Here is a 23,584-nt window from a genome sequence, read left to right as displayed (position 1 = left end):
CCGCTGACCCGCCCCCGCCCCGGCCATGCCGACCTCGCGGGCATGCAGAAGTACGGCTTCGACGAGGCCCGGCCGATCCTGGAGCGCGCCTCCGCCCGTGAGACCGCGGCCCGGGTCGCGCTCGGCGCGGTCGCCCGCTCGTACCTCAAGGAGACGGCCGGGATCGAGATCGTCAGCCATGTGACGGAGCTGGCGGGCGCCAAGGCCCCCTACGGCGTCTACCCGACCCCCGCGGACGTCGGGAAGCTCGACGCCGACCCGGTGCGCTGCCTGGACGCCGACGCGTCGAAGGCGATGGTCGCCGAGATCGACCAGGCCCACAAGGACGGCGACACCCTCGGCGGCGTCGTCGAGGTGCTTGCCTACGGAGTCCCCGTCGGCCTCGGCTCGCACGTGCACTGGGACCGCCGCCTCGACGCGCGGCTCGCCGCCGCGCTCATGGGCATCCAGGCCATCAAGGGCGTCGAGGTCGGCGACGGCTTCGACCTCGCGCGCGTGCCCGGCTCCAAGGCGCACGACGAGATCGTCACCACCGAGGACGGCATCAAGCGCACCTCCGGCCGCTCCGGCGGCACCGAGGGCGGTCTGACCACCGGTGAACTGCTGCGCGTACGCGCCGCGATGAAGCCCATCGCGACCGTGCCGCGCGCGCTCGCCACCATCGACGTGGCCACCGGTGAGGCCGCCAAGGCCCACCACCAGCGCTCCGACGTCTGTGCCGTCCCGGCCGCGGGCATCGTCGCCGAGGCCATGGTCGCGCTCGTCCTCGCCGACGCCGTCGCCGAGAAGTTCGGCGGCGACAGCGTGCCCGAGACCCGGCGCAACGTGCAGTCGTACCTCGACAACCTCCAGATCCGGTGAGCGGGTCCCACCGGGGCGGGCCGCGGATCGTCCTGATCGGCCCCATGGGCGTGGGCAAGACGACGGTCGGCAAGCTGCTCGCCGACCGGCTCGGCGTCGCCTTCCGGGACACCGACGCCGACATCGTCGCCGCACAGGGCCGCGAGATCGCGGACATCTTCGTCGACGAGGGCGAGCCGTACTTCCGTGACCTGGAGCGGCGGGCCGTGCGCGCCGCCGTCGAGGAGCACGACGGCGTCCTCGCGCTCGGCGGGGGAGCGGTCCTCGACGAGTCGACGCGCGCCCTGCTCAGCGCGCACCCCGTGGTCTACCTCTCGATGGATGTCGAGGAGGCCGTCAAGCGCACCGGCCTCAACCAGGCGCGCCCGCTGCTCGCCGTCAACCCGCGCAAGCAGTGGCGCGAGCTGATGGACGCCCGCCGCCATCTGTACGCCGAAGTCGCCCGCGCGGTCGTCGCCACCGACGGCCGTATCCCCGAAGAGGTCGCCAAGGCGGTCCTCGACGCACTGGAGTTGAAGGAAGCATGACGACGGAGCAGAGCCCCACCCGTATCCACGTCGGCGGCACCGCCGGTACGGATCCGTACGAGGTCCTGGTCGGTCGGCAGCTCCTCGGCGAGCTGCCCGGCCTCATCGGCGACCAGGCCAAGCGGGTCGCCGTGATCCACCCCGAGGCGCTCGCCGAGACCGGCGACGCGCTCCGCCAGGACCTCGCCGACCAGGGGTACGAGGCCGTCGCCATCCAGGTGCCGAACGCCGAGGAGGCCAAGACGGCGGAGGTCGCGGCGTACTGCTGGAAGGCCCTCGGCCAGTCCGGCTTCACGCGCAGCGACGTCATCGTCGGCGTCGGCGGCGGCTCCACCACCGACCTCGCCGGGTTCGTGGCGGCGACGTGGCTGCGCGGGGTGCGGTGGGTCGCCGTACCGACCACGGTGCTCGGCATGGTGGACGCGGCGGTCGGCGGCAAGACCGGCATCAACACCGCCGAGGGCAAGAACCTCGTCGGCGCCTTCCACCCGCCGGCCGGGGTCCTCTGCGACCTGGCGGCGCTCGACTCGCTCCCGGTGAACGACTACGTCTCCGGGCTCGCGGAGATCATCAAGGCCGGGTTCATCGCCGACCCGGTGATCCTGGAGCTGATCGAGGCCGACCCGCAGGCGGCGCGCACGCCCGCGGGGCCGCACACCGCCGAGCTTTTGGAGCGCTCCATCAAGGTCAAGGCGGAGGTCGTCTCCGGAGACCTCAAGGAGGCGGGCCTGCGGGAGATCCTGAACTACGGGCACACCCTCGCGCACGCCATCGAGAAGAACGAACGCTACAAGTGGCGGCACGGCGCCGCGGTCTCCGTAGGCATGCACTTCGCGGCCGAACTCGGCCGTCTGGCGGGCCGGTTGGACGACGCCACCGCCGACCGTCACCGCACGGTCCTGGAGTCGGTCGGGCTGCCGCTGACGTACCGCTACGACCAGTGGCCCAAGCTCCTGGAGACCATGAAGGTCGACAAGAAGTCCCGCGGTGACCTGCTGCGCTTCATCGTCCTGGACGGCCTCGGCAAGCCGACCGTCCTGGAGGGGCCCGACCCGGCGGTGCTGCTCGCCGCGTACGGCGAAGTCGGCCAGTAGCGCGCTTTGGTGGCCTTCTTACGGGCCACGGGCACCTCACGGCCTCCCCGGCCGTTCACACAACGGCGGCCGGGGACGGTACCGTTCGGTAACGGGCGGCCCGGCCGCCGCCCGACCAGCGTCAGTCGCACGAGACGGAGTGGCACCGGATGCAGCACGCAGTGGGGTCTCCGCTGCCGCCGCCCCCTCAGCCGGGGCACGGACCGGCCACCGGCTGGTCCCCGGCCGCACATCACCCGAGCGCCGCCCCGCAGGGCGCTGTCCCACCGAGCGCCGCCCCGCCGGGCTCTCTCCCTCCGGGCGCCGCCCCGCAGGGAGGCCCGCAGCCGCCCGCGCCGGGCTTCGCGGGCGGCCCCGCGCCGCACGCGCCGGGGCAGGTGCCGCCGGCCCCCGGACCGGCGCCGCAGGCCCCCGGACCCGCGCCGCAGGCCCCCGGACCCGCGCCGCAGGCCCCGGGCCAGCCCCCGCACCCGAGGAGCCAGGGCCCCGCGACCCTTCAGCTCGGGCCCGGCCCGGTCCCTCCGAACCCGGACACCACAGGGCACATCCAGCTCCCGCCCGGCGGCCCCGTCGCCATGCCGAGCCCCCCGCAGGGCACGGCCCAGGCCGACACCGGCGCGACGACGCTCGCCGTGCTGCTCATCGGCCCCGCGGGCGCGGGCAAGACCAGCGTCGCCAAGTTCTGGGCCGAGCACCGCCGCGTGCCGACGGCCCACATCAGCCTCGATGATGTACGCGAATGGGTGCGCTCGGGCTTCGCCGACCCCCAGTCCGGGTGGAACGACCACTCCGAGGCGCAGTACCGCCTGGCCCGCCGCACCTGCGGCTTCGCCGCGCGGAACTTCCTGGCGAACGGCATATCGTGCATCCTCGACGACGCCGTCTTCCCCGACCGCCCGGTGGTGGGCCTCGGCGGCTGGAAGCGGCATGTCGGCCCCGGCCTGCTCCCCGTCGTGCTCCTGCCCGGCCTCGAGATCGTCCTGGAGCGCAACGCCCTGCGCAGCGGCAACCGCCGCCTGACCGACGAGGAAGTCGCCCGCATCCACGGCCGCATGGCCGGGTGGTACGGCTCGGGCCTGCCCATCATCGACAACTCCCAGCTGGACGTCCCCGCCACGGCCCGCGTCCTGGACGACGTCCTGGCCCGAGCCATCGCGAGCCCGCCGCAGTGGTAGTGCCGGGGCCCGTCCGTACTGCGTGCTGAGGGTCTTCCGAAGCTCCGTGCCCACGGCCCACCGCCCGGTCGGACGCGCTGGCCGGGCCGGGACGGGGCGGCGCTCGTAGGCTCGCCCCATGTCAGAGGTGTACGCGGTCCGCAGGGAGCGGGTGAGGGAGCGGTGTGCCGCCGGGGGCGGTGCGGTGGCGCTGGTCTCCCGGCCCGCCAATGTCCGCTATCTCGCCGGGGTGGCGCCCGAGGGTGCCGCGCTCCTGGTGGGTGAGGACGAGGACGTCCTGCTGTGCGGGCGCCCGCCCGGGGAGCAGCCCGGCGAGGGGCGGCCCGACGAGGCGCTGCGGATGCGGCTGCTGCCCGCGCCCGGCGCCGATCCGGCCGTCGCGGGAGCCAGGCTCGCCGCCGCCCAGGGAGCGGGGACGCTGGCCGTGGAGGAGCACCATCTGACGGTCGCCCGGCACCGGGCGCTCGGCTCGGTCGCCCCGGGGCTGCGGCTCGTGGACCTCGGCGGGGCGGTGGAGCAGCTGCGGTACGTCAAGGACGAGGAGGAGATCTCCTGTCTGCGGATCGCCGCGGAGATCACCGACCAGGCGCTGGGCGAACTGCTCGAATCCATCCTCGTCGGGCGCACCGAACGGCATCTCGCCCTGGAGCTGGAGCGGCGGCTCGTGGACCACGGCGCGGACGGCCCCGCCTTCCCCACCTCTGTCGGCACCGGCCCGAACTCCGGCAAGGGCACCCACCGGCCCTCGGACCGCCGGGTGGAGGAGGGCGACTTCCTCTCCGTATGCCTCGGGGCGAGTTACCGCGGATACCGCTGCGAGATCGGGCGTACGTTCGTCATCGGGACGTCCCCCGCGGACTGGCAGATCGAGCTGTACGACCTCGTCTTCGCCGCTCAGCGGGCCGGCAGGGAGGCCCTTCTCCCCGGTGCGGCCTGCCGTGACGTGGACCGCGCGGCACGCCACGTACTGGACCTGGCGGGCCATGCGGATGACCTCCCTCCGCTGACCGGACACGGTGTGGGGCTCGAAATCGACGAGGACCCGCAGCTGGCGCCCTCGGCCATGGGTAAACTGGACGCTTGCGTGCCGGTCACCGTCGAACCGGGGGTTCACCTCCCTGGCCGGGGTGGTGTCCGGATCGATGACACGCTCGTCGTGCGCCCCGAGGCGGACGGCGGACCCGAGCTACTCACCATCACGACCAAGGAACTGCTCGCGCTCTAGCGCGCGTGCCCGCCCGGGGTCGTCCACCAGTCAGTCAGTGCAGGAGATTCCGCAACCGTGGCTTCCACGAACGACCTCAAGAACGGCCTGGTGCTCAAGCTCGAAGGCGGCCAGCTCTGGTCCGTCGTCGAGTTCCAGCACGTCAAGCCCGGCAAGGGCCCGGCCTTCGTGCGCACCAAGCTCAAGAACGTGCTCTCCGGCAAGGTCGTCGACAAGACGTTCAACGCCGGTGTCAAGGTCGAGACGGCCACGATTGACAAGCGCGACATGCAGTTCTCCTACATGGACGGCGAATACTTCGTCTTCATGGACATGGAGACCTACGACCAGCTGCACGTCGACAAGAAGGCCGTCGGCGACGCCGCCAACTTCCTGATCGAGGGCTTCACCGCCACAGTCGCGCAGCACGAGGGCGCGGTGCTCTTCGTCGAGCTGCCCGCCGCCGTCGAGCTGGTCATCCAGGAGACCGAGCCGGGCGTCCAGGGCGACCGCTCCACCGGTGGCACCAAGCCCGCCACGCTGGAGACCGGCCACCAGATCCAGGTGCCGCTCTTCATCACCACCGGCGAGAAGATCAAGGTCGACACCCGCACCAGCGACTACCTCGGCCGGGTGAACAGCTAACCGTGGCTGCTCGTAACACGGCCCGCAAGCGCGCCTTCCAGATCCTCTTCGAGGCGGACCAGCGCGGAACGGACGTCCTGACGGTCCTCGCCGACTGGGTGCGCCACTCGCGGTCCGACACCCGGCAGCCGCCGGTGAGCGAGTACACGATGGAGCTCGTCGAGGGGTACGCGCAGCATGTGCGCCGCATCGACGAACTCATCTCGCAGTACGCCGTCGGATGGACCCTGGACCGCATGCCGGTCGTCGACCGGAACATCCTGCGGCTCGGCGCCTACGAACTGGTCTGGGTCGACGGGACACCCGACGCGGTCGTCCTCGACGAGGCGGTCCAGCTCGCCAAGGAGTTCTCCACGGACGAGTCGCCGTCCTTCGTCAACGGCCTGCTCGGACGCTTCAAGGACCTGAAGCCGTCCCTGCGGCGGGACGAGGAGTAAGGCGTCTTCCACGTCACCCGACAGGGCCCGCAGCAATCCGCTGCGGGCCCTGTCGGTTTTCCCGGCTGCTTCCCGCCGTTTCCCGCCGTTTCCCGGCACCGGCTTTTGCACGGGGTAATTGCGAGGGGAATGTGAAAAACCGCCGCCGGTGGCCACAGCTTTTCGGCTGCGGCCACCGGCGGCGGCACGTTTCTGCTGAAGTGTCCGGCGGGGTCAGACCTCTTCGTGGGCGACGGCGCGGCGCGCGTCCGCGTCCAGAACGCCCCAGCTGATGAGCTGCTCGGTCAGGACCGAGGGGGACTGGTCATAGATGACGGCGAGGGTGCGCAGGTCGTCCTGGCGGATCGAGAGCACCTTGCCGTTGTAGTCACCGCGCTGCGACTGGATCGTGGCGGCATACCGCTGCAGGGGGCCCGCCTTCTCGGCCGGCACGTGGGCCAGGCGCTCCAGGTCAAGGACGAGCTTCGGCGGCGGCTCGGCGGCGCCACCAGGAGCCGTACCAGGAAGAAGCTCCTGCACGGGGACGCCGTAGAAGTCCGCGAGCTCGGCGAGGCGCTGCACGGTCACGGCACGGTCACCGCGCTCGTACGACCCCACGACGACTGCCTTCCAGCGTCCCTGGGACTTCTCCTCGACGCCGTGGAGGGAAAGGCCCTGCTGGGTGCGGATCGCGCGGAGCTTGGCCCCGAGCTGCTTGGCGTATTCGCTGGACATATAGCTCCCCGGACGCTGCGACAATCATGCGGCTCCGCCGCGTGGCTGGTAACTCACTGTGAGGTTACGCAGCGTTACTTGCCTGCGTCAAGCCGAATGGTCCGTACCGCCCCTTCGGTGGAGGCTGATGAAGTGTTCGGTCATCAGTACTGGTAGTCTGGCTGGCGCAATTCCGACGTCCTTTAATGTCCGTCCCGTGAGGCGGAGAAGGAGGTCCGTTTCATATGGACACGCAGGACACCAAAGACTCCTCCGCCGTAGCGCGCCCCGTACTCGAAGGGCCCGACATCGCGCGGGTGCTGACCCGCATCGCCCACGAGATCGTCGAGCGCGCCAAGGGCGCCGACGACGTGGTCCTCCTCGGCATTCCCACCCGCGGCGTCTTCCTCGCCCGCCGGCTCGCCGAGAAGCTCCAGGAGATCACCGGCCGCAAGATCCCGGTCGGCTCCCTCGACATCACCATGTACCGCGACGACCTGCGCATGCACCCGCCGCGTGCGCTGGCCCGCACCGAGATCCCCGGTGACGGCATCGACGGCCGCCTGGTCGTCCTCGTCGACGACGTGCTCTTCTCCGGCCGCACCATCCGGGCCGCCCTCGACGCGCTGAACGACATCGGGCGCCCGCGCGCGGTGCAGCTCGCCGTGCTCGTCGACCGAGGCCACCGCGAACTGCCCATCCGCGCCGACTACGTCGGCAAGAACCTCCCCACGTCGCTGCGGGAGACGGTCAAGGTCCAGCTCACCGAGGAGGACGGCCGCGACGCCGTGCTGCTCGGCGCCAAGCCCGCTTCCGCGTAGGACCGGCTTCCTCCCCCACGGGCTCCAGGGCACGGCCCTGCGCCTCCGCGCGCCCGCAGACCTCCACACACCGGAGTACCCCCGATGATGCGACACCTCATCTCGGCCGCCGACCTCTCCCGCGACGACGCCGTCCTCATCCTCGACACGGCCGAGGAGATGGCGCGGGTGGCCGACCGGCCGATCAAGAAGCTGCCCGCCCTGCGCGGCCGCACCGTGGTCAACCTCTTCTTCGAGGACTCGACCCGGACCCGGATCTCCTTCGAGGCCGCCGAGAAGCGCCTCTCCGCCGATGTCATCAACTTCGCCGCCAAGGGCTCCTCGGTCTCCAAGGGCGAATCCCTCAAGGACACCGCCCAGACGCTGGAGGCGATGGGCGTCGACGCCGTCGTCGTCCGGCACGGCGCCTCCGGCGCGCCCTACCGCCTCGCCACCTCCGGCTGGATCGACGCCGCCGTCATCAACGCCGGCGACGGCACCCACCAGCACCCCACCCAGGCGCTGCTCGACGCCTTCACCATGCGCCGCCGCCTGATCGGGCCGGACGCGGGCCTCGGCCAGGACCTGGCGGGCAAGCGCATCACCATCGTCGGTGACGTCCTGCACAGCCGCGTGGCCCGCTCGAACGTGGACCTGCTGCACACCCTCGGCGCCGAGGTCACCCTGGTCGCGCCGCCCACGCTGGTGCCGGTCGGCGTCGAGCGGTGGCCCTGCGAGGTCTCGTACGACCTGGACGGCGTGCTGTCGAAGTCCGACGCCGTGATGATGCTGAGGGTGCAGCGCGAGCGGATGAACGCCGCGTTCTTCCCCACCGAGCGCGAGTACTCGCGCCGCTACGGCCTGGACGGTGAGCGCATGGCGAAGATGCCCGAGCACGCCATCGTCATGCACCCCGGCCCCATGGTCCGCGGCATGGAGATCACCGCCGGGGTCGCCGACTCCGACCGCTGCACGGTCGTCGAACAGGTCGCCAACGGCGTCTCCATCCGCATGGCCGTCCTCTACCTGCTCCTGGGCGGCAACGAGCCCGCCGTCACGCACACCCGCCCCACCGGTTCCGAGGAGAAGTAAAACCATGAGCAAGATCCTGATCCGTGGTGCCAAGGTGCTCGGCGGCGAGGCGCGGGACGTCCTCATCGACGGCGAGACCATCGAGGCCGTGGGCACGGGGCTCTCCGCCCAGGGCGCGACCGTCGTCGAGGCCGGGGGCAAGGTCCTCCTGCCGGGCCTCGTCGACCTCCACACCCACCTGCGCGAGCCCGGCCGCGAGGACTCCGAGACCGTCCTCACCGGCACCCGCGCCGCCGCCTCCGGTGGCTACACCGCCGTGTTCGCCATGGCCAACACCTTCCCCGTCGCCGACACCGCCGGCGTCGTCGAGCAGGTCTACCGCCTCGGCAAGGAGTCCGGCTACTGCGACGTACAGCCCATCGGCGCCGTCACCGTCGGCCTCGAGGGGAAGAAGCTCGCCGAGCTCGGCGCCATGCACGAGTCCGCCGCCGGGGTCACCGTCTTCTCCGACGACGGCAAGTGCGTCGACGACGCGGTCATGATGCGCCGCGCCCTGGAGTACGTGAAGGCCTTCGGCGGCGTCGTCGCCCAGCACGCCCAGGAGCCGCGGCTCACCGAGGGCGCCCAGATGAACGAGGGCGTCGTCTCCGCCGAACTGGGCCTCGGCGGCTGGCCCGCCGTCGCCGAGGAGTCCATCATCGCCAGGGACGTGCTGCTCGCCGAGCACGTCGGGTCCCGCGTCCACATCTGCCACCTGTCGACCGCCGGGTCCGTGGAGATCGTGCGCTGGGCCAAGTCGCGCGGCATCGACGTGACCGCCGAGGTCACCCCGCACCACCTGCTCCTCACCGACGAGCTGGTGCGCTCCTACAACCCCGTCTACAAGGTCAACCCGCCGCTGCGCACCGAGCGCGACGTCATGGCGCTGCGCGAGGCCCTCGCCGACGGCACGATCGACATCGTCGCCACCGACCACGCACCGCACCCGCACGAGGACAAGGACTGCGAGTGGGCCGCGGCCGCCATGGGCATGGTCGGCCTGGAGACCGCTCTCTCGGTCGTCCAGCAGACGATGGTCGAGACCGGGCTGCTGACCTGGGAAGCGGTCGCCGACCGGATGTCCTTCAAGCCCGCCCTGATCGGCGGGGCCACCGGGCACGGCCGACCCGTCTCGGCAGGTGAGCCCGCCAACCTCGTCCTCGTCGACGCCGATTACCGTGGGGAAGTGGACCCCGCGAGCTTCGCCTCGCGCAGCCGCAACACTCCCTATGAGGGCCGTGAGCTGCCGGGCCGCGTCACGCACACGTGGCTCAGGGGTCGGGCCACGCTCGTCGACGGGAAGCTCGCGTGACATCTCTTGTGCAACTGGCCGCCGAGAAGGAATCGGCGGACGTGACCGACTGGGCCGCACGGCTCGGCTGGGTCGTGGGACTGCTGCTCTTCATCGCGCTCGTCTACTGGCTGATGCGCGAGGGCTGGAAGTGGCGCGGCACCCTCCAGGGCGACCTGCCCGAGCTGCCTGCCGCGCCGGATGAGCCCGGTCCGGTGAGACTTGAGCTGAGCGGCCGCTACCACGGCTCCACCACGGCGGGGCAGTGGCTCGACCGCATCGTGGCGCACGGCCTGGGCACCCGCAGCCGGGTGGAGCTGACGCTCACCGACGCGGGACTCGACGTCGTGCGCCCCGGGGCCGCCGACTTCTTCGTCCCGGTGGCCCAGCTGCGCGGGGCCCGCCTCGACAAGGGCATCGCCGGGAAGGTCCTCGCCGAGGGCGGCCTGCTGATCGTCACGTGGGAACACGGCGAGAAGCTGATCGACTCCGGCTTCCGCTCGGACCACGCGGCCGAGCAGGCCGAGTGGGTCGAGACCATCACCACCATGATCAATACCGCTACGACGGAAGGCACCGCACGATGACGACCTCCACCCGGGGAGCCGACAAGGCTCCCGCCGTACTCGTCCTGGAGGACGGCCGCATCTTCCGCGGCCGTGCCTACGGGGCCGTGGGGGAAACCTTCGGCGAAGCGGTGTTCTCCACCGGCATGACCGGCTACCAGGAGACGCTGACCGACCCCTCGTACGACCGCCAGATCGTGGTCGCCACCGCCCCCCAGATCGGCAACACCGGCTGGAACGACGAGGACGACGAGTCGGGCCGCATCTGGGTCTCCGGCTACGTGGTCCGCGACCCCGCCCGCGTCCCCTCCAACTGGCGTTCCCGGCGTTCCCTCGACGAGGAGCTGGTCGCGCAGGGCGTAGTCGGCATCTCCGGGATCGACACCCGCGCCCTCACCCGCCACCTGCGCGAAAGCGGCTCCATGCGCTCCGGGATCTTCTCCGGCGAGGCGCTGGCCGCCGACGCCGAACTGGTCGCCCGCGTCCAGGCGCAGCCCCACATGAAGGGCGCGAGCCTGTACGAGGAGGTCGCCACCAAGGAGGCCTACGTCGTCCCGGCCGTCGGCGAGAAGAAGTTCACCGTCGCCGCCATCGACCTCGGCATCAAGGGCATGACCCCGCACCGGATGGCCGAGCGCGGCATCGAGGTGCACGTGCTGCCCGCGACCGCCACCGAGGAGGACGTGTACGCCGTCGCCCCCGACGGAGTCTTCTTCTCCAACGGCCCCGGCGACCCGGCCACCGCCGAAGGACCGGTCGCGCTGATGGGCGCCGTCCTCAAGCGCAGGACGCCGCTCTTCGGCATCTGCTTCGGCAACCAGATCCTCGGCCGCGCCCTCGGCTTCGGCACCTACAAGCTGAAGTACGGCCACCGCGGCATCAACCAGCCGGTGCAGGACCGCACCACCGGCAAGGTCGAGGTCACCGCGCACAACCACGGCTTCGCCGTCGACGCGCCGCTCGACAAGGTCTCCGACACCCCCTACGGGCGCGCCGAGGTCTCCCACGTGTGCCTCAACGACCAGGTGGTGGAGGGGCTGCAGCTCCTCGACCAGCCCGCGTTCAGCGTCCAGTACCACCCCGAGGCGGCCGCCGGTCCGCACGACGCCGCGTACCTCTTCGACCGCTTCGTATCCCTGATGACCGCAGAAGGAGCCCAGCGTGCCTAAGCGCACCGATATCCAGTCCGTCCTGGTCATCGGCTCCGGCCCGATCGTCATCGGCCAGGCCGCCGAGTTCGACTACTCCGGCACCCAGGCGTGCCGCGTCCTGAAGGCCGAGGGCCTGCGCGTCATCCTCGTCAACTCCAACCCGGCGACGATCATGACCGACCCGGAGATCGCCGACGCCACGTACGTCGAGCCGATCACCCCGGAGTTCGTCGAGAAGATCATCGCCAAGGAGCGGCCCGACGCGCTCCTTCCGACGCTGGGCGGCCAGACGGCCCTCAACACGGCGATCTCCATGCACGAGCAGGGCGTCCTGGAGAAGTACGGCGTCGAACTGATCGGAGCCAACGTCGAGGCGATCAACAAGGGCGAGGACCGCGACCTCTTCAAGGGCGTCGTCGAAGAGGTCAAGCAGAAGATCGGGCACGGCGAGTCCGCCCGCTCGTACATCTGCCACTCCATGGACGACGTCCTCAAGGGCGTCGAGGAGCTGGGCGGCTACCCCGTCGTCGTGCGCCCCTCCTTCACCATGGGCGGCGCCGGATCCGGCTTCGCGCACGACGAGGAGGAGCTGCGCCGCATCGCCGGGCAGGGCCTGACCCTCTCGCCGACCACCGAGGTGCTCCTTGAGGAGTCCATCCTCGGCTGGAAGGAGTACGAGCTGGAGCTGATGCGCGACAAGAACGACAACGTCGTGGTCGTCTGCTCCATCGAGAACTTCGACCCGATGGGCGTGCACACCGGCGACTCGATCACCGTCGCCCCGTCGATGACGCTGACCGACCGCGAGTACCAGATCCTGCGCGACGTCGGCATCGCGATCATCCGCGAGGTCGGCGTCGACACCGGCGGCTGCAACATCCAGTTCGCGGTCAACCCCGAGGACGGCCGGGTCATCGTCATCGAGATGAACCCCCGTGTCTCGCGGTCCTCCGCGCTCGCCTCCAAGGCCACCGGCTTCCCGATCGCGAAGATCGCCGCCAAGCTGGCCGTCGGCTACACGCTCGACGAGATCCCCAACGACATCACCGAGAAGACGCCGGCTTCCTTCGAGCCGACCCTCGACTACGTGGTCGTCAAGGCCCCGCGCTTCGCCTTCGAGAAGTTCCCCTCGGCGGACTCGACCCTGACGACCACCATGAAGTCGGTCGGCGAGGCCATGGCCATCGGCCGCAACTTCACCGAGGCCCTGCAGAAGGCGCTGCGGTCGCTGGAGAAGAAGGGCTCGCAGTTCACGTTCGTGGGCGAGCCCGGCGACAAGAAGCAGCTCCTCGAAGAGGCCGTGCGCCCCACCGACGGCCGCATCAACTCCGTCATGCAGGCCATCCGCGCGGGCGCGACCCCCGAGGAGGTCTTCGACGCCACGAAGATCGACCCGTGGTTCGTCGACCAGCTCTTCCTGATCAAGGAGATCGCGGACGAGCTGGCCGCCACCGAGCGCCTCGACGCCGACCTGCTCGCCGAGGCCAAGCGGCACGGCTTCTCCGACGCCCAGATCGCCGAGATCCGCGGTCTGCGCGAGGACGTCGTCCGCGAGGTGCGCCAGGCCCTCGGCGTGCGCCCGGTCTACAAGACGGTCGACACCTGCGCCGCGGAGTTCGCCGCGAAGACGCCGTACTTCTACTCCTCGTACGACGAGGAGTCCGAGGTCGCCGAGCGCGAGAAGCCCGCGGTGATCATCCTGGGCTCCGGCCCGAACCGCATCGGCCAGGGCATCGAGTTCGACTACTCCTGCGTCCACGCCTCCTTCGCGCTGAGCGACGCGGGCTACGAGACCATCATGGTCAACTGCAACCCCGAGACCGTCTCCACGGACTACGACACCTCCGACCGGCTCTACTTCGAGCCGCTCACCCTGGAGGACGTCCTGGAGATCGTGCACGCCGAGGCACAGGCCGGCCCGATCGCGGGCGTCATCGTCCAGCTCGGCGGCCAGACCCCGCTGGGCCTCGCACAGGCGCTCAAGAACAACGGCGTGCCTGTCGTCGGCACCCCGCCCGAGGCCATCCACGCCGCCGAGGACCGCGGCGCCTTCGGCCAGGTGCTCGCGGAGGCCGGGCTGCCCGCGCCGAAGCACGGCACCGCCACCACCTTCGCCGGGGCCAAGGCGATCGCCGACGAGATCGGCTACCCCGTCCTCGTACGCCCGTCGTACGTGCTCGGCGGCCGCGGCATGGAGATCGTGTACGACGAGATCCGCCTCGCCTCTTACATCGAGGAGTCGACCGAGATCAGCCCCTCGCGGCCGGTCCTCGTCGACCGCTTCCTGGACGACGCGATCGAGATCGACGTCGACGCGCTCTACGACGGCCAGGAGCTGTACCTCGGCGGTGTCATGGAGCACATCGAGGAGGCCGGCATCCACTCCGGCGACTCGGCGTGCGCGCTGCCCCCGATCACCCTCGGCGGCTTCGACATCAAGCGCCTGCGCGCCTCCACGGAGGCCATCGCCAAGGGCGTCGGCGTCCGCGGCCTGATCAACATCCAGTTCGCGATGGCGGGCGACATCCTGTACGTCCTCGAGGCCAACCCGCGCGCCTCGCGCACGGTCCCCTTCACCTCGAAGGCGACCGCGGTGCCGCTGGCCAAGGCCGCCGCCCGGATCTCGCTGGGCGCGACCGTCGCCGAGCTGCGCGCGGAGGGCATGCTGCCCAAGCACGGCGACGGCGGCACGCTGCCCATGGACGCGCCGATCTCCGTCAAGGAGGCCGTCATGCCGTGGTCGCGCTTCCGCGACATCCACGGGCGCGGCGTCGACACCGTCCTCGGCCCGGAGATGCGCTCCACCGGTGAAGTCATGGGCATCGACTCGGTGTTCGGCACCGCGTACGCCAAGTCGCAGGCGGGCGCCTACGGTCCGCTGCCGACCAAGGGCCGCGCCTTCATCTCCGTCGCCAACCGCGACAAGCGCTCGATGATCTTCCCGGCGCGCGAACTGGTCGCGCACGGCTTCGAGTTGTTCGCCACCTCCGGCACGGCCGAGGTGCTCAAGCGCAACGGCCTGAACGCCACCGTCGTGCGCAAGCAGTCCGAGGGCGAGGGCCCGAACGGCGAGAAGACCATCGTCCAGCTCATCCACGACGGCGGCGTCGACCTCATCGTCAACACCCCCTACGGCACCGGCGGCCGCCTCGACGGCTACGAGATCCGTACGGCGGCCGTGGCGCGCTCCGTGCCGTGCCTCACGACGGTTCAGGCGCTCGCCGCCGCCGTCCAGGGCATCGACGCGCTGGGCCGCGGGGACGTGGGCGTGCGCTCACTCCAGGAACACGCGGAACGCCTGACCGCGGCCCGCGACTAGCAGCCCTGAGGGGGACACCGGAAACGGTGTCCCCCTCTTTGTGAGGCCCTTTCTGAGGACATCGAACATGTACAAGCTCTTCTTCCACCTCGTCTTCCAGCGCATGGACCCCGAGCAGGCCCACCACATGGCCTTCCGCTGGATCCGCCTCGCGGCCCGCGTCCCGGTCCTGCGCACCTTCGTCGCCGCCGCCCTCGCCCCCCGCCACAAGGAGCTGCGCACCGAGGCCTTCGGGCTGCGGATGCACGGCCCCTTCGGGCTCGCCGCGGGCTTCGACAAGAACGCCGTCGCGATCGACGGCATGTCGATGCTCGGCTTCGACCACATCGAGATCGGCACCGTCACCGGGGAGCCGCAGCCCGGCAACCCCAAGAAGCGGCTGTTCCGCCTCGTCCCGGACCGCGCGCTGATCAACCGCATGGGCTTCAACAACGACGGTTCGGCCGCCGTCGCCGAGCGCCTGGCCTCCCGCAGGCCCGTCTTCAAGACCGTCGTGGGCGTCAACATCGGCAAGACCAAGGCCGTCCCCGAGGAGGAGGCCGCCGCCGACTACGTGAAGTCGACCGAGCGCCTGGCCCGCCACGCCGACTACCTGGTCGTCAACGTCTCGTCCCCGAACACCCCGGGTCTGCGCAACCTCCAGGCCACCGAGTCGCTGCGGCCCCTGCTGACCGCCGTGCGCGAGGCCGCCGACCGCAGCGTCGAGGGCCGTCGCGTACCGCTCCTGGTGAAGATCGCTCCCGACCTCGCGGACGAGGACATCGACGCCGTCGCGGACCTCGCCGTGGAACTCGGCCTGGACGGCATCATCGCCACGAACACCACCATCGCGCGCGAGAGCCTTGGTCTGACCTCCCCGCCCCTGCTGATCGAGGAGGTCGGCGGGCTCTCCGGGGCGCCCCTCAAGGCGCGCTCCCTGGAGGTCCTGCGCCGCCTCTACGCGCGCGTGGGCGACCGCATCACGCTCGTGGGCGTCGGCGGCATCGAGAACGCCGAGGACGCCTGGCAGCGCATCCTCGCGGGCGCCACCCTGGTGCAGGGCTACAGCGCCTTCATCTACGAAGGGCCGTTCTGGGGCCGCGCGATCCACAAGGGCCTCGCCGCACGCCTGCGCACGAGCCCGTACGCCACCCTCGCCGACGCCGTCGGCGCCGACGTGAGGAAGTCCGCATGACTGCCCTTGAGCCGTTCGGCACGCGCCTGCGCCGCGCCATGGACGAGCGCGGCCCGCTCTGCGTCGGCATCGACCCGCACGCCTCGCTGCTGTCCGCGTGGGACTTGAACGACGACATCGCGGGCCTGGAGCGGTTCACCCGGACCGTCGTCGAGGCGCTGGCCGGGACCGTCGCCGTCTTCAAGCCGCAGAGCGCGTTCTTCGAGCGCTTCGGCTCGCGGGGCATCGCCGTACTGGAGAAGGCCGTCGCGGAGCTGCGCGAGGCCGGTGCCCTGGTCGTCATGGACGCCAAGCGCGGCGACATCGGCTCGACCATGGCCGCGTACGCCGAGACCTTCCTGCACACGGACTCGCCGCTGTTCAGCGACGCGCTCACGGTCTCGCCCTACCTCGGATACGGCTCGCTGCAGCCGGCCGTGGAACTCGCGCGCGAGAACGGCGCCGGGCTCTTCGTGCTCGCCCTCACCTCCAACCCCGAGGGCGCCGAGGTGCAGCACGCGCTGCGCGAGGACGGCCGTACGGTCGCGGCCACCGTCCTTGGCCACCTCGCCGCCGAGAACGCCGGACAGGCACCCCTCGGCTCCTTCGGCGCGGTCGTCGGCGCGACGCTCGGCGACCTCTCGTCGTACGACCTCGACATCAACGGCCCGCTGCTCGCCCCCGGCATCGGGGCGCAGGGCGCGACCCCGGCCGATCTGCCGGGCGTCTTCGGCGCGGCCGTGCGCAACGTGGTGCCGAGCGTCAGCCGGGGCGTCCTGCGGTACGGACCCGACGCCGCGGGCCTGCGGGAGGCCGCGGAGCGCTTCGCGGACGAGATCCGGGCCGCCGCCGGAGCGGCCTGAACGGGGCGGCGGGACCCGCGCGCGGGTCCCGCCGACTGTCCACCAGCCAAAATGGCGGGCGAATTGCCCGATATGTACGGCTCGACAGAGGCTGACCAGGACTTTTCGTCTGTTCTCGCTGACTCCAGCGGCCATGGCCGCTAGTCTCCGAGGGAGTCAACGGGCGAGCGCGTTGCACGTTGCTCCCCAGGTGTGGGGCGACTAGGTTCCTCACCGGTCCGTATCCGACAGTTCGACATCCGAGGTGACGTAGGCGTGGCTCTTCCGCCCCTTACCCCTGAACAGCGCGCAGCCGCGCTCGAAAAGGCCGCCGCGGCTCGCCGGGAGCGGGCCGAGGTCAAGAATCGACTCAAGCACTCCGGTGCCTCGCTTCACGAGGTCATCAAGCAGGGCCAGGAGAACGATGTCATCGGCAAGATGAAGGTCTCCGCCCTCCTGGAGTCCCTGCCGGGCGTGGGCAAGGTCCGCGCCAAGCAGATCATGGAGCGTCTTGGCATCTCCGAGAGCCGCCGTGTGCGCGGTCTCGGCTCCAACCAGATCGCGTCTCTTGAGCGCGAGTTCGGCGGTGGCGCTGCCTGACGTTCTCAGGCACTCCTGAGAACCTGGATAATCGCTGCATGGCTGCAACATCCCGGGGGACGACCCCCGTACCCCCGGACGTACGTCCGCGGCTGACCGTGCTCTCCGGCCCCTCCGGGGTCGGCAAGAGCACGGTCGTCGCCCATATGCGCAAAGAACACCCCGACGTCTGGCTCTCCGTCTCGGCCACCACGCGCAAGCCGCGCCCCGGTGAGAAGCACGGTGTCCAGTACTTCTTCGTCTCCGACGACGAGATGGACAAGCTCATCGCCAACGGCGAGCTGCTGGAGTGGGCCGAGTTCGCGGGCAACCGCTACGGCACCCCGCGCCGCGCGGTGATCGAGCGCCTGGAGGCGGGCGAGCCCGTCCTCCTGGAGATCGATCTCCAGGGCGCCCGTCTGGTGCGCGAGTCGATGCCCGAGGCGCAGCTGGTCTTCCTCGCCCCGCCGAGCTGGGACGAGCTGGTCCGCCGGCTCACCGGCCGGGGGACCGAGGCACCCGAGGTGATCGAGCGCAGGCTGGCAGCCGCCAAGATCGAGCTGGCCGCCGAGGCCGAGTTCGACACGACCCTGGTCAACACCTCCGTCGAGGACGTGGCGCGCGAGCTGCTAGCCTTGATGAAAGTTCTTTGATCTTTACCCCTGTCTTGACCCTTCTGGTCTTGACCCCATCGGAAGGCGAAGAGTGTCCTCTTCCATCACCGCGCCCGAGGGCATCATCAACCCGCCGATTGATGAGCTGCTCGAAGCCACCGACTCGAAGTACAGCCTCGTGATCTACGCCGCCAAGCGCGCGCGCCAGATCAACGCGTACTACTCGCAGCTCGGTGAGGGCCTCCTGGAGTACGTCGGCCCCCTGGTGGACACCCACGTCCACGAGAAGCCGCTCTCGATCGCGCTCCGCGAGATCAACGCGGGCCTGCTGACGTCCGAGGCCATCGAGGGCCCCGCCCAGTAGGCGTTGTTCCGTTCTTTCGCCACAGGCCCGGCAGCGCGACTGCCGGGCCTGTGGTGTGTCATGGAGTCGTACGTCTCCGGGTGCGGAGATCCGAGTGCGGGGAGGCACGGGTGAGCAAGCCCAAGGTCGTTCTGGGGGTCAGCGGTGGCATCGCCGCCTACAAGGCGTGTGAGCTGCTGCGGCGGCTGACCGAGTCGGGCCACGACGTGCGCGTGGTGCCGACCGCGTCGGCGCTGCACTTCGTCGGCGCCGCGACTTGGTCCGCGCTCTCCGGCCACCCGGTCTCGACCGAGGTCTGGTCCGACGTCCACGAGGTGCCGCACGTCCGCATCGGTCAGCAGGCCGACCTCGTGATCGTCGCCCCCGCCACCGCCGACATGCTCGCCAAGGCGGCCCACGGCCTCGCCGACGACCTGCTCACCAATACGCTCCTGACCGCGCGCTGTCCGGTGGTCTTCGCCCCGGCCATGCACACGGAGATGTGGGAGCACCCGGCCACCCAGGAGAACGTCGCCACCCTGCGGCGGCGCGGCGCCCTCGTCATCGAGCCCGCCGTCGGCCGGCTGACCGGCGTCGACACCGGCAAGGGCCGCTTCCCCGAGCCCGCCGAGCTGTTCGAGGTCGTACGCCGCGTCCTCGCCCGCGGCGACCTGGCGCGGGACCTCGCGGGGCGCCATGTGGTGGTCAGCGCGGGCGGCACCCGTGAACCCCTCGACCCGGTCCGCTTCCTCGGCAACCGCTCCTCCGGCAAGCAGGGCTACGCGCTCGCCCGCAGCGCGGCGGCGCGGGGCGCCCGGGTCACGCTCGTCGCGGCGAACGCCGCGCTGCCCGACCCGGCCGGCGTCGACGTGGTGCCGGTCGGCACCGCCGTGCAGCTGCGCGAGGCCGTCCTGAAGGCGGCGGCCGACGCCGACGCCGTCGTGATGGCGGCCGCGGTGGCCGACTTCCGCCCCGAGACGTACGCGGCCGGGAAGATCAAGAAGAAGGACGGCCAGGAACCGGCGCCCCTCACCCTGGTCCGCAACCCCGACATCCTCGCCGAGCTCGCGGGGGACAGGCCGCGCCCCGCCCAGGTGGTCGTCGGCTTCGCCGCCGAGACGGACGACGTCCTCGCCAACGGCCGGGCCAAGCTCGCCCGCAAGGGCTGCGACCTGCTGGTCGTCAACGAGGTCGGTGAGCGCAAGACCTTCGGCTCCGAGGAGAACGAGGCCGTGGTCCTCGGCGCGGACGGCAGCGAGACGCCGGTGCCGTACGGCCCGAAGGAGGCGCTGGCCGACACGGTCTGGGATCTGGTCGCCGCGCGGCTTCCCTGACGCACGCGTCGGCGGAGCGTTCCCTTCCGGCTCCGGCCGGCGCGCCTTTCGGCTTCTTCTGCCTTCTTTCGCCTCTCGGCGGAACTGGGCCACAATGCGACTCGTTACTTGACCGGATCACCATCGCCGGTGCTCAATGTCATTTTCGTTCCACCAGAGGCCTCAAACCCGTGGAAATGGGGCGTGAGACCCTCTGGTGGAGACTGATCGTCGTACCGCACAATGCAGTGCCGCAGGTCACAGGGCTCCCAAGTGGCGAGACATGTGGTCCGGCGGGCGAGTGTGACCGATAAACTGGTCTCGAACGACGTCGGGCGCAGCTCCCGGCCGTTCACCAATGATCAGCCAGCAGCCGCTGCAACCACAGGGAGCGATGTGTCCCGGCGCCTCTTTACCTCGGAGTCTGTGACCGAGGGTCACCCCGACAAGATCGCTGACCAGATCAGCGACACCATTCTCGACGCGCTTCTGCGGGAGGACCCGACGTCCCGGGTCGCCGTGGAGACGCTGATCACCACCGGCCTCGTCCACGTGGCCGGCGAGGTCACGACGAAGGCGTACGCGCCGATCGCGCAGCTCGTGCGCGACAAGATCCTCGAGATCGGTTACGACTCCTCGAAGAAGGGCTTCGACGGCGCCTCCTGTGGCGTGTCGGTGTCCATCGGCTCGCAGTCCCCCGACATCGCGCAGGGCGTCGACACGGCGTACGAGAAGCGCGTCGAGGGCGATGAGGACGAGCTGGACAAGCAGGGCGCGGGCGACCAGGGCCTGATGTTCGGCTACGCCTGCGACGAGACGCCCGAGCTGATGCCGCTCCCGATCCACCTGGCGCACCGCCTCTCGCGGCGCCTGTCCGAGGTGCGCAAGAACGGGACCATTCCCTACCTGCGCCCCGACGGCAAGACCCAGGTCACCATCGAGTACGACGGCGACAAGGCCGTCCGCCTCGACACGGTCGTGGTCTCCTCGCAGCACGCGAGCGACATCGACCTGGACTCGCTGCTCGCCCCCGACATCCGCGAGTTCGTGGTCGAGGCCGAGCTGAAGGCGCTCCTCGACGACGGCATCAAGCTGGACACCGAGGGCTACCGCCTCCTCGTCAACCCCACCGGCCGCTTCGAGATCGGCGGCCCGATGGGCGACGCCGGTCTGACCGGCCGCAAGATCATCATCGACACGTACGGCGGCATGGCCCGCCACGGCGGCGGTGCCTTCTCGGGCAAGGACCCGTCGAAGGTCGACCGCTCCGCGGCGTACGCGATGCGCTGGGTCGCGAAGAACGTGGTGGCGGCCGGTCTCGCGGCCCGCTGCGAGGTCCAGGTGGCGTACGCCATCGGCAAGGCCGAGCCGGTCGGTCTCTTCGTGGAGACCTTCGGTACGGCCACGGTCGACACGGACAAGATCGAGACCGCCATCAGCGAGGTCTTCGACCTGCGTCCGGCCGCGATCATCCGCGACCTCGACCTGCTCCGCCCGATCTACTCGCAGACCGCCGCGTACGGCCACTTCGGCCGGGCGATCCCCGACTTCACGTGGGAGCGCACGGACCGCGTGGAGGCGCTGCGGAAGGCGGCGGGGCTGTAGTTCCCCGGCGCTCCGGCTCTTGAGGCCCGGTACCCCTCGCGGGGTGCCGGGCCTTCGCCGTGCTTGCGGCGGTGTCAGAGCGGTCTGGTAGGAATGCTGCTGTGAGCAGGGAGAATGGGGCGGATGCGGGCGAGGGTGCCGGGGGCGGGGTGCCCGAGCCCGAGCAGCTCGCGCTGATCCGGGACAGTGTGCGCAAGGCCAAGGTGCCGCGGGCCAAGCCCCGGACGTGGCGGGGGGCCGCGCTGGCCAAGGAGCTGCCGGTGGCGCGGGTCCTCGTCGACAAGGGCGTGCTGCACCTCGACCGGTACTTCGACTACGCGGTCCCGGAGGAGCTGGACGAGGTCGCCAGGCCCGGGGTGCGGGTCCGGGTGCGGTTCGGCGCCGGGTCGCGGAACGTGCGCGAGGGGCGGCGTGAGGGCGGTGGGCTCATCGACGGGTTCATCGTTGAGCGGCGGGCCGAGAGCGAGTACACCGGGCCGCTGGCCGCGCTGGCCCAGGTCGTCTCCCCGGAGCCGGTGCTCGACCCCGGTCTGCTGGAGCTGGCCCGTGCGGTCGCCGACCGCTATGCGGGCAGCCTCGCCGATGTGCTGCAGCTGGCGATCCCGCCCCGGCACGGGCGCGCCGAGTCGCGGGCGGCGTCCGCGCCTCCCGCCCCGCCGGCGGCGCCCGACCCGGGCACCTGGCGGCGCTATGGGCACGGGGCCGACTTCGTCGGGGCGCTGGCCTCGGGCGGGTCGCCCCGCGCGGTGTGGACCGCGCTGCCGGGGCCGCAGTGGGCCGAGGAGATCGCGCGCGCCGTGCAGGCCACGCTGGCCTCGGGGCGGGGGGCGCTCGTCGTGGTGCCGACCGGGCGGCCCGCCGCGCGCGTGGACGCCGCGCTCACGGCGCTCCTCGGCGAGGGGCAGCAAGCGCTGCTGACCGCGGACGCCGGGCAGGAGCGGCGCTATCGGGAGTGGCTTTCCGTGCGGCGCGGGGCGGTGCGGGCCGTCGTCGGGACGCGGGCCGCCATGTTCGCGCCCGTACGGGATCTGGGGCTCGTCGTCATCTGGGACGACGGGGACCCCAACCACAGCGATGACCACGCTCCCTTCCCGCATGTGCGGGAGGTCCTGGAGCTGCGCGCCGCGCGGGACAAGTGCGGCTTCCTGCTGGGGAGTTGGAGCTGCACGGTCGAGGCCGCGCAGCTCGTCGAGACCGGCTGGGCCGCGCCGCTCGTCGCCGACCGCGAGCAGGTGCGGGGGGCGGCGCCGCTCGTGCGGACCGTGGGCGACGGGGACCTGGCGCGGGACGAGGCGGCGCGGGCCGCGCGGCTGCCGACGCTCGCCTGGAAGGTCGTCCGGGAGGGGCTGAAGCACGGGCCCGTTCTGGTGCAGGTGCCCCGGCGCGGATATGTGCCCCGGCTGGCGTGCGAGCGGTGCCGGGAGCCCGCGCGCTGCCGCCGGTGTGCCGGGCCGCTGGAGGCGCAGGAGGGCGGGGCGGCCCTGCGGTGCGGGTGGTGCGGGGTGGCGGAGGCCGAGTGGCACTGCGGCTCCTGCGGCGGTTTCCGGCTGCGGGCTCAGGTCGTGGGGGCGAAGCGGACCGCCGAGGAGCTGGGACGGGCGTTTCCGGCAGTGCCGGTGCGGACCTCGGGGCGTGAGCAGGTGCTTGACACGGTGCCGGGGGCGCCCGCGCTCGTGGTGAGTACGCCGGGCGCCGAGCCCGTCGCCGAGGGCGGCTATGCGGCGGCGCTGCTCCTGGACGGCTGGGCGATGCTCGGGCGGCCCGACCTGCGGGCGGGGGAGGACGCGCTGCGGCGGTGGATGGCGGCGTCCTCGCTCGTACGTCCCCAGGGGGCGGGCGGCACCGTGGTGGTCGTCGCCGAGCCGACGCTGAGGCCCGTCCAGGCGCTCGTGCGGTGGGACCCCGTGGGGCACGCGGTACGGGAGCTGTCGGAGCGGGCCGAGCTGGGATTTCCGCCGGTGTCGCGGATGGCGGCGGTCTCCGGTCCGCCGGAGGCGCTTGCGGGGTTCCTCGCCGGTGCCGAACTGCCGCCGGACGCGGTGGTGTTGGGCCCCGTGCCGGTACGGGACGCGGGCCCCGGCCCTGCCCGCCGCCCCGGTGCGGCGCCGGTCGGCGAGCAGTGGGAACGGGTGCTGATCCGGGTTCCCCCGGGAAGCGGCGCCGCCCTGGCAGCGGCCCTGAAGACGGCACAGGCGGCGCGGATGGCCCGGGGCGCCAAGGGAGCCAGAGAGGGCGGCACCGAGGCGGTACGGATCCGGGTGGATCCGCTGGATATCGGCTGAGGCGGGGGCGGGCCGGGGG

The 23,584-nt window shown here is 71.5% G+C and carries 22 protein-coding genes; 21 read left to right on the top strand and 1 reads right to left on the bottom strand.

Annotation, left to right across the window (positions count from 1 at the left end; genetic code table 11):
- The 7 genes from aroC to nusB form a co-directional block, all read left to right on the top strand.
- Positions 1 to 861 (top strand): chorismate synthase (aroC, locus tag GKQ77_RS07305; protein WP_219687892.1); only part of this gene is annotated, 861 nt, incomplete at its 5' end.
- Between the two features lie 44 nt (positions 862 to 905).
- On the top strand, positions 906 to 1,388 hold the full coding sequence (locus GKQ77_RS07300; RefSeq protein ID WP_258020965.1) for a shikimate kinase: 483 nt from the start codon (positions 906 to 908) through the stop codon (positions 1,386 to 1,388).
- Positions 1,385 to 2,482, top strand: coding sequence for a 3-dehydroquinate synthase (gene aroB, locus GKQ77_RS07295; RefSeq protein ID WP_219687890.1), 1,098 nt, complete (start codon positions 1,385 to 1,387; stop codon positions 2,480 to 2,482). The genes GKQ77_RS07300 and aroB overlap by 4 nt, the downstream gene beginning before the upstream one ends.
- A 149-nt stretch (positions 2,483 to 2,631) precedes the next feature.
- Positions 2,632 to 3,657 (top strand): AAA family ATPase, encoded by a 1,026-nt coding sequence (locus GKQ77_RS07290; protein ID WP_219687889.1) that lies wholly within the window; start codon positions 2,632 to 2,634, stop codon positions 3,655 to 3,657.
- A gap of 118 nt (positions 3,658 to 3,775) precedes the next feature.
- Positions 3,776 to 4,882 carry an aminopeptidase P family protein gene (locus tag GKQ77_RS07285; protein ID WP_219687888.1) on the top strand — a complete coding sequence of 369 codons (1,107 nt, stop codon included), beginning with the start codon at positions 3,776 to 3,778 and terminating at the stop codon, positions 4,880 to 4,882.
- Between the two features lie 57 nt (positions 4,883 to 4,939).
- Positions 4,940 to 5,506, top strand: a complete 567-nt coding sequence (efp, locus tag GKQ77_RS07280; RefSeq protein ID WP_127909823.1) for an elongation factor P — start codon at positions 4,940 to 4,942, stop codon at positions 5,504 to 5,506.
- Positions 5,507 to 5,508: 2 nt separating this feature from the next.
- Positions 5,509 to 5,943 (top strand): transcription antitermination factor NusB, encoded by a 435-nt coding sequence (gene nusB / locus GKQ77_RS07275; protein WP_219687887.1) that lies wholly within the window; start codon positions 5,509 to 5,511, stop codon positions 5,941 to 5,943.
- A 213-nt stretch (positions 5,944 to 6,156) separates the two neighbouring features.
- Here the strand turns inward: nusB and bldD are convergent, their stop codons facing one another.
- A complete protein-coding gene (bldD, locus tag GKQ77_RS07270; RefSeq protein ID WP_055698930.1) occupies positions 6,157 to 6,657 on the bottom strand; it encodes a transcriptional regulator BldD in 501 nt (166 codons plus the stop codon).
- 224 nt (positions 6,658 to 6,881) lie between these two features.
- On the opposite strand from bldD, the gene pyrR reads away from it, so the two are divergent.
- The 14 genes from pyrR (at position 6,882) to GKQ77_RS07200 (ending at position 23,565) form a co-directional block, all read left to right on the top strand.
- Complete coding sequence (gene pyrR, locus GKQ77_RS07265; protein WP_219687886.1) at positions 6,882 to 7,457, top strand: bifunctional pyr operon transcriptional regulator/uracil phosphoribosyltransferase PyrR; 576 nt, start codon at positions 6,882 to 6,884, stop codon at positions 7,455 to 7,457.
- An 84-nt stretch (positions 7,458 to 7,541) separates the two neighbouring features.
- Entirely contained in the window at positions 7,542 to 8,528 is a 987-nt protein-coding gene (locus GKQ77_RS07260; RefSeq protein WP_219687885.1) for an aspartate carbamoyltransferase catalytic subunit, read from the top strand.
- A 4-nt stretch (positions 8,529 to 8,532) separates the two neighbouring features.
- The gene (locus tag GKQ77_RS07255) at positions 8,533 to 9,819 is read left to right on the top strand and encodes a dihydroorotase (protein ID WP_219687884.1); all 1,287 of its coding nucleotides are present in this window, start codon (positions 8,533 to 8,535) and stop codon (positions 9,817 to 9,819) included.
- On the top strand, positions 9,816 to 10,385 hold the full coding sequence (locus tag GKQ77_RS07250) for a PH-like domain-containing protein (protein WP_219687883.1): 570 nt from the start codon (positions 9,816 to 9,818) through the stop codon (positions 10,383 to 10,385). Before GKQ77_RS07255 ends, GKQ77_RS07250 begins: the two co-directional genes overlap by 4 nt.
- The gene (carA, locus tag GKQ77_RS07245; protein WP_219687882.1) at positions 10,382 to 11,533 is read left to right on the top strand and encodes a glutamine-hydrolyzing carbamoyl-phosphate synthase small subunit; all 1,152 of its coding nucleotides are present in this window, start codon (positions 10,382 to 10,384) and stop codon (positions 11,531 to 11,533) included. The genes GKQ77_RS07250 and carA overlap by 4 nt, the downstream gene beginning before the upstream one ends.
- Positions 11,526 to 14,834, top strand: coding sequence for a carbamoyl-phosphate synthase large subunit (carB, locus tag GKQ77_RS07240; RefSeq protein WP_219687881.1), 3,309 nt, complete (start codon positions 11,526 to 11,528; stop codon positions 14,832 to 14,834). Before carA ends, carB begins: the two co-directional genes overlap by 8 nt.
- A 67-nt stretch (positions 14,835 to 14,901) precedes the next feature.
- Positions 14,902 to 16,008, top strand: coding sequence for a quinone-dependent dihydroorotate dehydrogenase (locus GKQ77_RS07235; RefSeq protein ID WP_219687880.1), 1,107 nt, complete (start codon positions 14,902 to 14,904; stop codon positions 16,006 to 16,008).
- Positions 16,005 to 16,850, top strand: a complete 846-nt coding sequence (pyrF, locus tag GKQ77_RS07230; RefSeq protein ID WP_219687879.1) for an orotidine-5'-phosphate decarboxylase — start codon at positions 16,005 to 16,007, stop codon at positions 16,848 to 16,850. The genes GKQ77_RS07235 and pyrF overlap by 4 nt, the downstream gene beginning before the upstream one ends.
- 255 nt (positions 16,851 to 17,105) lie before the next feature.
- Positions 17,106 to 17,429: an integration host factor gene (locus tag GKQ77_RS07225; RefSeq protein WP_005319887.1), complete on the top strand. Its 324-nt coding sequence runs from the start codon at positions 17,106 to 17,108 to the stop codon at positions 17,427 to 17,429.
- Positions 17,430 to 17,467: 38 nt separating this feature from the next.
- On the top strand, positions 17,468 to 18,061 hold the full coding sequence (gmk, locus tag GKQ77_RS07220; RefSeq protein WP_219687878.1) for a guanylate kinase: 594 nt from the start codon (positions 17,468 to 17,470) through the stop codon (positions 18,059 to 18,061).
- A gap of 52 nt (positions 18,062 to 18,113) precedes the next feature.
- Positions 18,114 to 18,386 carry a DNA-directed RNA polymerase subunit omega gene (gene rpoZ, locus GKQ77_RS07215; RefSeq protein ID WP_005319902.1) on the top strand — a complete coding sequence of 91 codons (273 nt, stop codon included), beginning with the start codon at positions 18,114 to 18,116 and terminating at the stop codon, positions 18,384 to 18,386.
- Between the two features lie 110 nt (positions 18,387 to 18,496).
- Positions 18,497 to 19,699 carry a bifunctional phosphopantothenoylcysteine decarboxylase/phosphopantothenate--cysteine ligase CoaBC gene (coaBC, locus tag GKQ77_RS07210; RefSeq protein WP_219687877.1) on the top strand — a complete coding sequence of 401 codons (1,203 nt, stop codon included), beginning with the start codon at positions 18,497 to 18,499 and terminating at the stop codon, positions 19,697 to 19,699.
- A 375-nt stretch (positions 19,700 to 20,074) separates the two neighbouring features.
- The gene (gene metK / locus GKQ77_RS07205) at positions 20,075 to 21,283 is read left to right on the top strand and encodes a methionine adenosyltransferase (protein ID WP_219687876.1); all 1,209 of its coding nucleotides are present in this window, start codon (positions 20,075 to 20,077) and stop codon (positions 21,281 to 21,283) included.
- Positions 21,284 to 21,384: 101 nt separating this feature from the next.
- Positions 21,385 to 23,565, top strand: a complete 2,181-nt coding sequence (locus GKQ77_RS07200) for a primosomal protein N' (protein ID WP_219687875.1) — start codon at positions 21,385 to 21,387, stop codon at positions 23,563 to 23,565.
- Positions 23,566 to 23,584 lie beyond the last annotated feature (19 nt).

The organism is Streptomyces anatolicus (assembly GCF_019400875.1).
In the GTDB taxonomy this organism is placed as follows: Bacteria; Actinomycetota; Actinomycetes; order Streptomycetales; family Streptomycetaceae; genus Streptomyces; species Streptomyces anatolicus.
This window is presented reverse-complemented; position numbering and strand designations above follow the sequence as displayed.

Coding starts and splice junctions, on each gene's coding strand:
- aroB (WP_219687890.1), top strand. CDS start 1,385: ATGACGACGGAGCAGAGCCCCACCCGTATCCACGTCGGCGGCACCGCC.
- carA (WP_219687882.1), top strand. CDS start 10,382: ATGACGACCTCCACCCGGGGAGCCGACAAGGCTCCCGCCGTACTCGTC.
- GKQ77_RS07285 (WP_219687888.1), top strand. CDS start 3,776: ATGTCAGAGGTGTACGCGGTCCGCAGGGAGCGGGTGAGGGAGCGGTGT.
- GKQ77_RS07290 (WP_219687889.1), top strand. CDS start 2,632: ATGCAGCACGCAGTGGGGTCTCCGCTGCCGCCGCCCCCTCAGCCGGGG.
- bldD (WP_055698930.1), bottom strand. CDS start 6,657: ATGTCCAGCGAATACGCCAAGCAGCTCGGGGCCAAGCTCCGCGCGATC.
- GKQ77_RS07255 (WP_219687884.1), top strand. CDS start 8,533: ATGAGCAAGATCCTGATCCGTGGTGCCAAGGTGCTCGGCGGCGAGGCG.
- GKQ77_RS07300 (WP_258020965.1), top strand. CDS start 906: ATGGGCGTGGGCAAGACGACGGTCGGCAAGCTGCTCGCCGACCGGCTC.
- gmk (WP_219687878.1), top strand. CDS start 17,468: ATGGCTGCAACATCCCGGGGGACGACCCCCGTACCCCCGGACGTACGT.
- GKQ77_RS07235 (WP_219687880.1), top strand. CDS start 14,902: ATGTACAAGCTCTTCTTCCACCTCGTCTTCCAGCGCATGGACCCCGAG.
- GKQ77_RS07260 (WP_219687885.1), top strand. CDS start 7,542: ATGATGCGACACCTCATCTCGGCCGCCGACCTCTCCCGCGACGACGCC.
- pyrF (WP_219687879.1), top strand. CDS start 16,005: ATGACTGCCCTTGAGCCGTTCGGCACGCGCCTGCGCCGCGCCATGGAC.
- pyrR (WP_219687886.1), top strand. CDS start 6,882: ATGGACACGCAGGACACCAAAGACTCCTCCGCCGTAGCGCGCCCCGTA.